Raw genomic sequence first — 13553 nt, 5'->3', positions numbered from 1 at the left:
GTCGGCAGGGTTGCGCCGGCGGCCCGTCGATCGGCTTCCCGCGGTCAGCAGGGTTGTACCGGCGCCCCGTCGATCAGCGTGTTCAGCAGCCCTCCGAGTGCTTCCCGCTGATCCCCCGTCAGCGGCGCGAGGATCTCCTCCGCGGCCGACCTGCGCGCCGCCCGCAGCTCGCGCAGTGCGCCCCGGCCGTCGTCCGTGAGCTCGATGCGGATCACCCGCCGGTTCGCCGGGTCCGGGACGCGGCGCACCTTGCCACTCGCCTCCAGGCCGTCGACCAGCGTCGTCACGGCCCGGGGCACCACCTCCAGGCGCTCGGCGAGGTCGGCCATGCGTGGCGGTGAGCCCCAGTGCGCCAGCGTGCGCAGCAGCCGGGACTGGGCGGGAGTGATGCCCAGCTCACGCTGCTCCAGATGGCGCTTCTGGATGCGGTGCACCCGGCGGGTGAGCCGCAGCAACTGCTCGGCGAGAAGGCCGTCGGAGTCGGGCGTGGTCATGCGGGAACAATACCAGGATGCAGTTCATTGTGAGTATAGGTAACAATGAGCTGTGATCCGATCCGCCGCATCCCTCGTAGGAGCCCATGCATCCCGACCGTGAAGCCTCCTGGACCCCGCCGGCCGACTCGAAGGGGCAGCCCCGGCAGGTCCGCCGCATCCTCGGCCTCTTCCGTCCGTACCGGGGCCGTCTCGCGATCGTCGGGCTGCTGGTCGCCGCCGCGTCGCTGGTCTCTGTCGCGACGCCCTTCCTGCTGAAGGAGATCCTCGACGTCGCGATCCCCGAGGGGCGCACGGGCCTGCTCAGCCTGCTCGCCCTCGGCATGATCCTCAGCGCCGTCCTCACCAGCGTCTTCGGGGTCCTTCAGACGCTGATCTCCACGACGGTCGGTCAGCGCGTCATGCACGACCTGCGCACCGCCGTCTACGGCCGGCTCCAGCGCATGTCCCTCGCCTTCTTCACCCGCACGCGCACGGGCGAGGTGCAGTCCCGCATCGCCAACGACATCGGCGGCATGCAGGCGACCGTGACCTCCACCGCGACCTCCCTGGTCTCCAACCTCACCAGCGTTGTCGCCACGATCGTCGCGATGGTCGTCCTCGACTGGCGCCTGACGGTCGTCTCGCTGGTATTGCTGCCGGTGTTCGTGTGGATCAGCCGCCGGGTCGGCGACGAACGCCGGAAGATCACCACGCAGCGCCAGAAGCAGATGGCCGCCATGGCCGCCACCGTCACCGAGTCGCTCTCCGTCAGCGGCATCCTGCTCGGCCGCACGATGGGCCGCTCCGACTCGCTGACCAAGTCCTTCTCCGACGAGTCCGAGGAGCTCGTCGGCCTGGAGGTGCGGTCGAACATGGCCGGGCGCTGGCGCATGGCCGTCATCACCATCGTCATGGCCGCCCTGCCCGCCGTCATCTACTGGACCGCGGGCATGGCCCTCCAGTTCGGCGGCCCCGAGGTCTCCATCGGCACGATCGTCGCCTTCGTCTCGCTCCAGCAGGGCCTGTTCCGCCCGGCCGTGAGTCTGCTGTCGACCGGTGTGCAGATCCAGAGCTCGCTCGCCCTCTTCCAGCGCATCTTCGAGTACCTCGACCTGCCGGTCGACATCACGGAGCGCCCTGATCCGGTCCGCCTCGACCGGATCAAGGGCGAGATCCGCTTCGACAACGTCTCCTTCGGCTACGACGGCAAGGACGGCCCGGTCCTCGACGGCATCGACCTCACCGTCCCGGCCGGCGGCAGCCTCGCGATCGTCGGCCCCACCGGCGCCGGCAAGTCGACCCTCGGCTACCTGGTGCCCCGGCTCTACGACGTGACCGGCGGCAGCGTCACCCTCGACGGGGTCGACGTCCGCGACCTCGACTTCGACACCCTGGCCCGCGCGGTCGGCGTCGTCTCGCAGGAGACGTACCTCTTCCACGCCTCGGTCGCCGACAACCTGCGCTTCGCCAAGCCCGACGCCACCGACGAGGAACTGCACCAGGCGGCGAAGGCGGCGCAGATCCACGACCACATCGCGTCCCTGCCCGACGGCTACGACACCGTCGTCGGCGAGCGCGGCCACCGCTTCTCCGGCGGCGAGAAGCAGCGCCTGGCCATCGCCCGCACGATCCTGCGCGACCCGCCGGTCCTCATCCTCGACGAGGCCACCAGCGCGCTGGACACCCGGACCGAAGCCGCCGTCCAGGACGCCATCGACGCCCTGTCGGCCGACCGCACCACCCTCACCATCGCCCACCGGCTGTCCACCGTGCGCGGCGCCGACCAGATCGTGGTCCTCGACTCGGGCCGTGCAGTCGAACGCGGCACGCACGAGGAGCTTCTGGAGGAGGGGGGCCGGTACGCGGCGCTCGTACGCCGGGACGCCCAACTGGAACCGACAAGATGAAAATATGCCGGGTTTATGACGATATGCGGGTTACCGTGCCCGCATGCAGAAGAACACTCCGCCACGGAGCACGATTCGACTGACGCGCAGGGGCCGCATCGCCCTCGTCGCGACCGGAGCCGTCGTGGTCGGTACCGCCGTGGCGGTGCCGCTGCTGACCCTGGGGACCGAGGAGGAGAGCCGGCCCACCACCCTGGCCGTCCCCGAGGGCTGGCGCGCGAGCCAGGTCTACGCGGCCGTCGACAAGGCCCTCGCCCTGCCCGCCGGCAGCACGAAGAAGTCCCTGGACAAGGCCGCGCTGAAACTGCCGAACGACGCCGAGGGCAACCCGGAGGGCTATCTCTTCCCGGCCACCTATCCGCTCCAGGAGGAGACCACGCCGGACAAGCTCCTCGCGCTGATGGTCGACACGGCCAACGACAGGTTCAACGGCGCTCCCATCGCCGCCGGGGCGCAGCGCAACGCCATGAACGTGTACCAGGCCGTCACCATCGCGAGCATCGTCCAGGCGGAGGCGGCCACCAAGGCCGACATGGGCAAGGTGGCCCGGGTCATCTTCAACCGCCTCGAACGCGGCATGCCGCTGCAGATGGACTCGACCATCAACTACGCCCTGGGCCGCTCCACCCTCCGCACGACGGAGAGCGACACCCGGATCGACAGTCCCTACAACTCGTACCAGCGCATGGGCCTGCCGCCCACGCCCATCGACAACCCCGGCGAGGAGGCGATGCGCGCGGCCGTCAACCCGACTCCGGGCGACTGGCTGTACTTCGTCACGGTCCGCCCGGGCGACACCCGCTTCACGGCGGACTACCAGCAACATCAGCGCAACGTCGCGGAGTTCAACGCGCAGAGGAAGAAGAGCAGCGGGGCGCAGGCGGCCGGGTGAGGGCCCGGTGAACCCCGTCCCGCGTCACCCCGCCGCATCAGGTCGGGGGCCCGCTGCACCCGCCCCGCGTCACGCCGTCACGCCGTGTCCGGGTGGGGGCCCGTTCGGGCCCGCCCCCTGTCACGCCACCGCCGGCTCCCGCTCCAGCAGCCGCCTGATGTCCCGTACGGCCGCGCGGCCGGCCCGGTTGGCTCCGATCGTGCTGGCCGACGGGCCGTAGCCGACGAGATGGACGCGGGGGTCCACGGCCGCGTGCGTGCCTTCCATGCGGATGCCGCCGCCGGGGGAGCGCAGCCGGAGCGGGGCGAGGTGGTCGATGGCGGCGCGGAAGCCGGTGGCCCAGAGAATGACATCGGCGTCGATGTGGCGGCCGTCGGACCAGTCCAACCCCGTGGGCGTGATGCGGTCGAACATCGGCTGCCGGTCGAGCACTCCGTCCTCGATGCCCTGCCGGATCGCGTCGTTGAGCGGCAGCCCGGTGACCGACACGACACTGCGGGGCGGCAGACCCTGCCGTACCCGCTCCTCCACCAGCGCGACCGCGGCGCGGCCCGCGCCCTCGTCGAAAGGACCCTCGCGGAAGACCGGCGGGCGTCGCGTCACCCAGGTGGTGGCCGCCGCGTACGAGGCGATCTCCAGCAGGTGCTGGGTGCCCGAGGCGCCGCCGCCCACCACCACGACCCGCTGCCCGGCGAACTCCTCGGGCCCGGGGTACTGCGCGGTGTGCAACTGCCGCCCCCGGAAGGTCTCCTGGCCCGGATAGCGGGGCCAGAACGGCCGGTCCCACGTGCCGGTCGCGTTGATCAGCGCCCGCGTCGACCAGACGCCGTCCGAGGTCTCCACGAGCAGCCGCCCACCGGGCCCCTCGCGCACGGCCCGTCCGTCCACCGGGCGCCTGACCCGCAGGTCGAAGGTCCGCTCGTAGCGGTCGAAGTACGCGCCGATCACCTGGGCGGACGGCCGCGCCGGGTCTGCGTCCGTGAGCTCCATGCCCGGCAGGGCGTGCATCCCGTGCACCTTGCCGTACGTCAGCGACGGCCACCGGAACTGCCAGGCGCCGCCGGGCCCGGGGGAGTGGTCCAGCACGACGAAGTCGCGGTCCGGTTCGAAGCCGGATCGCCGCAGGTGATACGCGGCGGCCAGCCCGGCCTGCCCCGCGCCGATGACGACCACCTCGACCTCGCGTGTGTTGTTCACGTTTCTACCAACCGGGACGGGTCCCTGGATCTTCCCGACGGGCGGCTCGCGCGCGGCTCCGAACGAGTGGACTCCTCCTCTGAGGGGCCTCAAGGCGGTCCCTGCCGCCGATGCGGATGGTGATGTTCCGCGCGTCGGCACGCGAACACCTTCGGGCCGGGCGAGGGCTTCCAGTGGCTACACCACCAACCTCGTCCTGCTCGCGCGTGCGTCAGGATGGGGGTATGTCAGATGTCTTCACCACCCGAGTTCTGAACCTCAGCACCGGCGCCGCGGAGAGGGTCCTCGACATCACCGGCGACTGCGAGTCCTTCTTGCGCGAGGCGGCGGCCGGCCGCGACGGCCTGCTCAACGTCTTCGTCCCGCACGCGACGGTCGGCATCGCCGTCCTGGAGACCGGCGCCGGCAGCGACGACGACCTCCTGGCCGCGCTGCACACCCTGCTGCCCGCCGACGACCGCTGGCAGCACCGGCACGGCAGTCCCGGTCACGGCCGCGACCACGTCCTGCCCGCCCTCGTCCCGCCGCACGCGACCCTGCCGGTGCTGGGCGGCCGGCTGGAGCTGGGCACCTGGCAGTCGGTGTGCCTGGTGGACACCAACAAGGACAATCCGGAACGTAAGGTGCGCCTGAGTTTCCTGGGGTGAGCGCGGTCATGGTCCCGGTCTGACGGCTGTCAGGCCGCGGTCGTGGCCCCCTTTTGACGGCCGTGGGTCCTGTATGGCCCTGGTGCGCCGTGACGGCCGCCCGTAATGCCCGTATCCTCATCAATGCCAGATTCTCTTTTCCGAGCAGCGGATTGTCGCGGGCGCAAGTGAGGCGAAGCGTGATTCGGTCCGGCGAGGAACCCAGGCCGGCGGGGCGTGCGACGGACGGCACGGGGCCCGCCAGCCTCCGCGAGCTGTTCCTCCAGGGTGAGCCGGTCGAGACGGGCGTGCGGACGTCGATCCTGAACTCGTGGCAGCGCTGCCGGTCCCTGGGCCTGTCACCGGACACGCTCGACCTGCCCTACCGGGAGGACTTCGACCCGGGCGGCCGTATCGTCCGGGCTGCCGCGCCCGTCCTCGACCGGCTGCAGGCCACGTTCGCCGGCAGCCAGGTCAACATCTCCGTCGCCGACGCGAACGGGACGGTACTGCTGCGCCGCTTCGGGAATCCGTCGATGGCCAGGAGCCTCCCAGCGATCCAGGTCGTCCCGGGGTTCGTGTTCGCCGAGCAGGTTGCCGGCACCAACGGCATCGGACTGGCCCTGGCGGAGCGGCAGCTCATCCGCGTCTACGGCGCCGAGCACTTCGCGGAGCGCTCCCAGCAGAGCGCCTGCGTCGCGCTGCCCGTCCGTGACCCGCTCAGCGGGCGCATCGAGGGAGTCCTGTGCCTCGGCTATCCACGCGGCTTCGAGAGGCCCTCACTGGGCGTCGCGATCCGCAGGGCTGCCGAGGGCATCGAACGGCGGCTGCTGGGGCAGAGCTCCGCGCGCGAGCGCGCCCTGTTGCGGACCTACCTGGCCGCCGGGGCCGGGACCGCTGGTCTTCACCGCGGTGTGGCGCTGGACGCGCTGGCGAACGAGTTCCACCCTCGCGACCAGGCGATTCTCCGGGAGAAGGCGGCCGAGTTGATCTCCGGTTCGCAGCGGGGAGCCGCCGAGGTGACCCTGCCCGACGGGCAGCGCGTGACGCTCGTGAGTCGACCGGTGACGAGCGGCTCGGGTGTGCAGGGCATCGCCATCGAGGCCGTGCTGCCCGGCTCCCCCGCGCGCGAGCCGCTCGTCATACCGCACCAGACGGACGAGCCGGCCGGTCTCACCGCCCCCGCCGTCCCGCTCTCCGCGGTCCGCCAGGCACTCACCCTGCCTTCCGGGCAGCTCGCCGCGCCCTCCGGCCAGCTCGTGACGACCGAGGGAGACGGCGGAACAGCGAGGCCCGGCGGGCCAGCCGCAGCCGAAGACGACCGGAGCGCCCCCGCGCCGGCCGCAGCCGCAGCCGGCGACGGCGACCGCGACCGAAGTATGGGCGAACCCGTCAACGCCGGCAGCGACCGCGGTCTCGGCCAAACCGCGGCGGCCGTTCCGGACGGCGGAGGGCGCGCTGTCGCCGAGTCCGGCGAGGCTCCCGAGGGCGGGGTCGGACCGAGTGCCGCCGGGGAGCATTCCGAAGCGGCGTTCCCGGCCCGGGGACTGGTGATGCTGGGAGAGCCGCAGGTCGGGGCCTACGCCCTGGCCGCGCGCCGCCGCCTGGAGCTGCTGTCCGAGGCCAGCACGCGCATCGGCACCACCCTGGACGTGCGCCGCACGGCCGAGGAGCTGGCCGAGACCGCGGTCCCCGGACTGGCCGAGTTCGTCACCATCGACCTGCCCGACGCCGTACTGCGCGGCGAGGAGTCCGCAGACCCCATCGCCGACCTGCGCCGCACGGTCGTCCACGGCATTCACGAGGGCATGCCCTTCACGCCCCCGGGCAAGCGTGTCGACTTCGGCCCGACCACGCCCCAGCTGCGCTGCCTCAGCAGCGGCGAGGCCGTGCTGGAACCGGACCTCAGAGCCGCCGCGGGCTGGCTCGCCCAGGACCCCGAGCACACCGCGGGACTGCTGGCCCACGTCCACTCCCTCATCGCGGTACCGCTGCTCGCCCGCGGTGTCGTCCTGGGCGTCGCCTCCTTCTACCGTGGGGGCAGCCCCTTCGGGGACGACGACCGCTCCCTGGCCCAGGAGCTCGCCTCCCGCGCCGCCCTGTCCATCGACAACGCCCGGCGCTACACCCACGAGCGCACCATGGTCCTGGCCCTCCAGCGCCGGCTCCTCCCGCACGGCCTGCCCGACCAGGACGCCGTCGAGGTCGCCCACCGCTACCTGCCCGCCGAGTCCGACGTGGGCGGCGACTGGTACGACGTCATTCCGCTGTCCGGTGCCCGCGTCGGCCTCCTCGTCGGCGACGTCGTCGGCCACGGCATGCTCTCCGCGGCCACCATGGGCAGGCTGCGCACCGCCGCCCGCAGTTTCGCCGAGCTGGACTTCCCGCCTGACGAGGTCCTCACCCACCTGGACAACCTGGTGGGCCGTCTGGACCGGGAGGACCCCGACGGCAAGGGCGCCGGCGTCATCGGCGCGACCTGCCTCTACGCCGTCTACGACCCGACCACGCAGCGGTGCCTGATGGCCCGGGCCGGCCACCCGCCGCCCGCGCTCGTCCACCCCGACGGCACCGTGACCTACCCCGACCTGCCCGCCGGACCCCCGCTCGGACTCGGCGGCCTGCCCTTCGACGCCGTCGGGGTCGACCTTCCCGAGGGCAGTCAGCTGGTTCTGTACACCGACGGGCTCATCGAGGACCGGAACCGCGACGTCGACGCGGTCCTGGAGCAGTTGCGCGAGGCCCTGGCCCATCCCGAGCGCGCCCCCGAGGAGACCTGCCAGGCGGTCCTGGACACCGTGGCTCCCGCGCACCCTCACGACGACATCGCCCTGCTCGTCGCCCGCGTCCACGCGCTGGACCCCGGCCGGATCGCCACCTGGGAGTTCTCCGCCGACCCGGCCCGCGTCGGCGAGGTCAGGGCGTCCGCCACCCGGTGGCTGTCCGACCGGGGGCTCGACGAGACGGGGTTCGCCGCGGAGCTGATCCTCAGCGAGCTGATCACCAACGCCATCCGTCACGGAGCCGCGCCGATCCGGGTGCGGCTGCTCTACGGCAGGACCCTGATCTGCGAGGTCTCCGACGCCAGCAACACCGCACCGCATCTGCGCCGGGCTGCCAGTACGGACGAGGGCGGACGCGGTCTGTTCCTCGTCGCACAGCTCTCGCAGAGCTGGGGCACCCGCTACCTGCCCGAGGGCAAGGTGATCTGGGCGGAATGCGATCTCGACGCGGCGTAGCGCCGCCTCCCGCGGTGTGACGCGGCCACCGGCCGGGTTCGGCTGCAGGCCGGTCCAGCGCCGACCGCGCCGGAGGTCACGCGCCCGTCGGTGGCGCAGCGGCCCGAAAAATGCCCGAAATGCTGTAATTTGATCGAGTGCGCGACGCTCCCGACACGCCCCCGGAGGCGGCTTCACCCTTCGGGCCGGAACCCCTGGTCCGGATCCGCGGACTCAGCAAGCGGTTCGGCGGCACCGTCGCGCTGGCCGGTGCCGACCTCGACGTCCGTCCCGGCAGCGTCCTCGCCCTGCTCGGGCCCAACGGCGCCGGGAAGTCCACGCTCATCAAGATCCTCGCCGGAGTCCATCACGCCGACGCGGGGCAGATCACCGTCGCCGGGGAACCCCTCGGCAGCCCCACCGCCACCCGGAGCATGTCCTTCATCCACCAGGACCTGGGTCTCGTGGAGTGGATGACGGTCGCCGAGAACATCGCCCTGACCACCGGGTACGGGCGCCGTGCCGGGCTCATCTCCTGGCGGCGCACGCGTGCCCGATGCGTCGAGGCCCTGGGGATCGTCGCCGCCCACCTCGATCCGGACACGCCGGTCTCCGGCCTCGCACCGGCCGACCGCTCGCTGGTCGCGATCGCCCGGGCCCTGGCGGCACGCGCGCGGCTCATCGTCCTCGACGAGCCGACCGCCCGCCTGCCCGCCGCGGACTGCGCCCGGCTCTTCCGCGTCCTGCACGACCTGCGCGACCGCGGGCACGCCGTGCTCTACGTCAGCCACCGCCTCGACGAGGTGTACCGGGTCGCCGGCCACTTCGCCGTCCTGCGGGACGGCCGCGTCGTCAGCCACGGCCGGCTCGCCGGTCACAGTCCCGCGCGGCTGGTCCGCGACATCGTCGGCGAGGCGGACGAACCGGCCGTCCAGCGCCCCGCCAGGACCCCGGCCGGCCCGGCGCCCGTCCTGGCCCTCGACGGCGTGCGCACCGCCCGGGCCGGACCCGTCCGTTTCGAGCTCGCGGCCGGGGAGGTCCTCGGCCTGGTCGGCCTCTCCGGCGCCGGGCACATGGACCTGGGCCGCGCCCTCGCGGGCGCCCTGCCTCTCCTGGACGGGCGGGTCCTGCTGAACGGGCGGCCGTACCGGCCCCGTACGGTCGCGCAGGCCGTCGCCATCGGGGTCGGCCTGGTGCCGGGCGACCGGCTGCGCGAGGGCTGCCTCGCCGAGCTGACCGTACGGGAGAACCTCCTGGCGAACCCCCGGGCGGGAGGCCTGCCCGCACCGCGGTGGATCGGCCCGCGCGGTGAACGCGCCCGGGCCGCCGCCCTGATCGAACGGTTCTCGGTGCGACCCCGCGACAGCGAGCGCCCCATCGCGACGCTGTCCGGCGGGAATCAGCAGAAGGTCATGATCGGCCGCTGGCTGCGGACGGACCTGCGGCTGCTGATCCTGGAGGAGCCGACCGCGAGCGTCGACGTCGGCGCCAAGGCCGCGATCCACCGCCTGCTGCACGAGGCGCTGGAGGCGGGCCTCGCCGTGCTGCTGCTGTCCACCGACTTCGAGGAGGTGGCGACCGTGTGCCGGCGCACGCTGGTCTTCGTGCGCGGAACGGTGACGGCCGAACTGAGCGGTCCCGCCCTCACCGTCGCCGGACTGACCCGGGCGGCCTCGGCCATGCCCCCGTCCGAGGCCGGTCACCCGTGACGCCGCCCCGGCCGCGCCGCCGTCCCGGCGGACACCACATCGGCGCCTACGGCCTGCTCGCCCTCACCGCCCTGCTCTACCTGGTCTTCTCCCTCGCCCTGCCGGACACCTTCCCCACGCTGGACACCGTCGACTCGATCCTGTCCAACCAGTCGATCCCGGCCGTCCTCGCGCTCGCCGCCATGGTGCCCGTCGTCACCGGCGCGTTCGACCTCTCCATCGGCTACGGCCTCGGCCTGGCCCATGTGATGGTGCTCCAGCTCGTCGTGAACGCGGGGTGGCCCTGGCCGCTCGCCTGCCTCACCGTGCTCGCCGGAGGGCTGGTGGTGGGCGTCGTCAACGGCGTCATCGTCGAGTTCGGCCGGATCGACTCCTTCATCGCCACCCTCGGCACGGGCAGCATGATGTACGCCGTGACCGGCTGGATCACCGACGGCGGCCGGATCGTCCCCGGCCCGCAGGGCCTGCCGCCCGCGTTCACCGACCTCTACGACTCCTCGTTCCTCGGCCTCCCGGTTCCCGCCTTCTACGTGCTCGCCCTCGCGGCCGTCCTCTGGCTGGTGCTGGAGCGGCTGCCGCTGGGCCGGTACCTGTACGTCGTCGGGTCGAACCCGCGCGCGGCCGGCCTCGTGGGCATCCCGACCCGCAGGTACACGGTCTACGCGTTCGCCGCCTCGGGCCTGATCGTCGGTTTCGCCGGTGTGCTGCTCGCCGCCCAGCAGCAGATCGGCAACCCCAGCGTGGGCCTCGACTACCTGCTGCCCGCCTTCGTCGGCGCCCTCCTCGGTTCCACGGCGATCAAGCCAGGCCGGCCCAACGCCCTCGGCACCGTCGTCGCCGTCGCGGTCCTCGCCGTCGGCCTCACCGGCATCGCCCAGCTGGGCGCCGAGTTCTGGACGGTCCCGCTGTTCAACGGCGGGACCCTGCTCATCGCCGTGGGCCTGGCCGGATACGCGGCCCGCCGCCGGATGCGCGGCGGCGCGGCCCGCGACGCACCCGCCGCGCCGCCCCCGTCCACCACGGCGGGCGCGGACGGCGCGGCCCCGCCCTGACCTCTCTCGGCGCGCCCCGCCGCGTCGATCCCCTCACTGGAGTTCCCGTGCACCGCACCCGCAAGGCCGCCCCAGCCGTCCGCACCGCGCGGCTCGCCTCCTGCGCCCTGCTGGTCGCGGCAGCCGCCCTCACCGGCTGCGAACGCGGTTCCTCCGACGGCGCGGACGAGACCGCGACGGGCCCGAGCGGCTGCCCCACCGTCCAGGCCCGGGCCCGGGAAGCCGTCACCCGGGCCGAGCGGACCGACATCCCCTGGGGAGGGCCCACGGGCGGCCCCGAGGCCGTGTCCGGCAAGAGCCTCGTCTTCGTCGCCCAGACCATGACCAATCCCGGTGTCGCGGGCGCGGCGAACGGGGTGCGCGACGCCGCGCGGGCCATCGGCTGGAACGTCCGGGTGATCGACGGCGGCGGTACCCCGGCCGGCATCCAGGCGGCCATGAGCGAAGCCGTCGCCCTACGGCCCTCGGGCATCGTCATCGGCGGGTTCGACCCCGACTCGACGGCCCAGCAGGCCGCCCGGGCCAATGCGCAGCGCATTCCGCTCATCGGCTGGCACGCGGTCCCCGACCCCGGCCCCAGCCGGCAGCCCGACCTCTTCACCAACGTCACCACCCGCGTCCAGGACGTCGCCCGCATCAGCGCGCAGTGGATCATCTCCGACTCGAACGGCCGCGCCGGGGTGGTGCTCATCACCGACGCGTCGATCCCCTTCGCGCGCAACAAGTCCGACCTGATCCGCGAGGAACTGACCAGCTGCCAGGGGGTGCGGCTGCTCTCGGTGGAGAACATCCCGATCCCCGACGCCAGCACCCGCACCCCCCGGGAGATCTCCTCCCTGCTCTCCCGTTACCAGGACCGCTGGACCCACTCCGTGGCCATCAACGACCTGTACTTCGCCGACGCCGCCCCCGCCTTCCGGGCCGCCGGCGAGAAGGGCTCCGGGCCTCCCTTCAACATCGGGGCCGGCGACGGCGACCCGTCCGCCTTCCAGCGCGTCAACAGCAGGCAGTACCAGGCCGCCACCGTTCCCGAACCGCTGTCCCTGCAGGGCTGGCAGATCGTCGACGAGTTCAACCGCGCCTTCTCCGGCCGTCCCGACAGCGGGTACGTCGCCCCCGTGCACATCGCCACGGCCGACAACAGCGAGGGCGCCACCAGCTGGGACCCCTCGGGCTACCGCGAGGCCTACCGGAAGATCTGGGGAAGATGACGGCCTGCCGGGTGCCGATCCCTTCACGGAACATGCACGGAACCTCAGAATCCCTTTAACTTTCAAGGGCTACTGTCGCGTCAGTCGAGTGGCCGCCGGGGGCCGATCCGAGCGGGGCCCGTCCGCGGCGGCCCTCGCACCCCCCAACCAGGCACAGGAGATCCGGTTGTGTACGACGGCGACGTAGTGGTGATCGGCGGCGGCTACGCCGGTGTCCGACTGGCCAGACGGCTGGACGACACGGCCCGGGTCACGCTGGTGGACCGCAAGGAGGTCTTCTTCCACCGCATCGCCTCCTTGCGCGCAGGAGTGCGCCCCGAGTGGACGCACACCCCGTTCATCCCCTATGACCGGCTGCTGCGCCACGGCCGGGTGGCCACCGGCAAGGCCGTGCGCATCGACACCACCGAGCGGCAGGTCGTCCTCGCCACCGGCGAGCGGCTGCCGTACGACGTGGTCGTGATCGCCACCGGCGCCGACTACCCCGAGCCGGCCCGCTTCACCGGCACCACGACCGAGGAAGCGGCCAAGTCCTTCGCCGAGCACCAGCGCAACATCGCCACGGCCGAACACGTCCTGGTCGTCGGTGGCGGCCCCGGCGGCGTCGAACTCAGTGCCGAGATCCGCCTCGCCCGCCCGGACGCCCGGGTCACCCTCGCCCACTCCGGGCCCGCCCTGCTGGACTCCACGGGCAGTGCCCGTCCGGGACGCAAGGCCCTGGCCTGGCTGGAGTCCCACGACGTGGAGGTGCGGCTCGACTCGTTCATGTCGCCCGGCAACGACTTCGGCACCTACCGCGACGCCCGCGGCACCGTCGTCGACGCCGACCTGTCCTTCTGGGCGACCGGCACCACGCCCAACACGCTCTGGCTGCGCCTGGCCGGCCACGGCGACTGGCTCAACGGAGCCGGGCGCGTGAAGGTCGACCGGACACTCCGGGTCGAGGGCCGGCTGGACGTGTTCGCCGTCGGCGACGTGAACGACGTCAGCGAACTCAAGATCACCCCCGCCGCCCTCGCCCAGGCGGACATCGCCGCCCACAACATCCGCTCCTACCTGCAGGGTTCAGGCAAGCACCGCAAGGAACCGCGCTTCTACCGACCGATCCAGCGCACCCCGCTCATCGTGCCCTTCGGCCCCGCCCACGGCCTGACCGTCCTGCCCGTGCCGGGCGGCGAGTCCGCCGTCCTCGGCAGCCGCACCACCACCCTGGCCAAGGCGAAGAGCCTCATGACGCCCTACATGCGCCGTCAACTCGGTTACAC

General features: G+C 72.7%; 10 protein-coding genes. 8 read left to right on the top strand and 2 right to left on the bottom strand.

The annotated features are described in order from the left end of the window. Positions 1-44: 44 nt before the first annotated feature. Complete coding sequence (locus tag C1J00_RS08460) at positions 45-494, bottom strand: MarR family winged helix-turn-helix transcriptional regulator (RefSeq protein ID WP_102908415.1); 450 nt, start codon at positions 492-494, stop codon at positions 45-47. 86 nt (positions 495-580) lie between these two features. Between C1J00_RS08460 and C1J00_RS08455 the strand changes: the two genes are divergently transcribed. Both C1J00_RS08455 and mltG read left to right on the top strand, forming a co-directional pair. Continuing rightward, positions 581-2383 (top strand): ABC transporter ATP-binding protein, encoded by a 1803-nt coding sequence (locus C1J00_RS08455; protein WP_102908414.1) that lies wholly within the window; start codon positions 581-583, stop codon positions 2381-2383. 43 nt (positions 2384-2426) lie between these two features. After that, positions 2427-3275, top strand: coding sequence for an endolytic transglycosylase MltG (gene mltG / locus C1J00_RS08450; protein ID WP_102908413.1), 849 nt, complete (start codon positions 2427-2429; stop codon positions 3273-3275). Positions 3276-3395: 120 nt separating this feature from the next. Here mltG and C1J00_RS08445 read toward each other — a convergent pair whose 3' ends face one another. Then, positions 3396-4472, bottom strand: a complete 1077-nt coding sequence (locus tag C1J00_RS08445; RefSeq protein ID WP_102908412.1) for an NAD(P)-binding domain-containing protein — start codon at positions 4470-4472, stop codon at positions 3396-3398. Positions 4473-4696: 224 nt separating this feature from the next. On the opposite strand from C1J00_RS08445, the gene C1J00_RS08440 reads away from it, so the two are divergent. From C1J00_RS08440 to C1J00_RS08415, 6 genes are all read left to right on the top strand, one after another. Further along, positions 4697-5119, top strand: coding sequence for a YjbQ family protein (locus tag C1J00_RS08440; RefSeq protein WP_102908411.1), 423 nt, complete (start codon positions 4697-4699; stop codon positions 5117-5119). 179 nt (positions 5120-5298) lie between these two features. Next, positions 5299-8337 (top strand): SpoIIE family protein phosphatase, encoded by a 3039-nt coding sequence (locus tag C1J00_RS08435; protein ID WP_102908410.1) that lies wholly within the window; start codon positions 5299-5301, stop codon positions 8335-8337. 137 nt (positions 8338-8474) lie between these two features. Next, entirely contained in the window at positions 8475-10025 is a 1551-nt protein-coding gene (locus C1J00_RS08430; protein ID WP_102908409.1) for a sugar ABC transporter ATP-binding protein, read from the top strand. Beyond that, on the top strand, positions 10022-11077 hold the full coding sequence (locus tag C1J00_RS08425; RefSeq protein WP_102908408.1) for an ABC transporter permease: 1056 nt from the start codon (positions 10022-10024) through the stop codon (positions 11075-11077). The genes C1J00_RS08430 and C1J00_RS08425 overlap by 4 nt, the downstream gene beginning before the upstream one ends. Positions 11078-11124: 47 nt before the next feature. After that, positions 11125-12288: a substrate-binding domain-containing protein gene (locus tag C1J00_RS08420; RefSeq protein WP_102908407.1), complete on the top strand. Its 1164-nt coding sequence runs from the start codon at positions 11125-11127 to the stop codon at positions 12286-12288. 168 nt (positions 12289-12456) lie between these two features. Then, positions 12457-13553 (top strand): NAD(P)/FAD-dependent oxidoreductase (locus tag C1J00_RS08415; protein WP_102908406.1); only part of this gene is annotated, 1097 nt, incomplete at its 3' end.

The sequence above is a fragment of the Streptomyces cahuitamycinicus genome (genome assembly GCF_002891435.1).
GTDB classification, from domain to species: domain Bacteria; phylum Actinomycetota; class Actinomycetes; order Streptomycetales; family Streptomycetaceae; genus Streptomyces; species Streptomyces cahuitamycinicus.
Note: the sequence above shows the minus strand (reverse complement) of the source record. Positions and strands in the feature narration are given on the sequence as shown.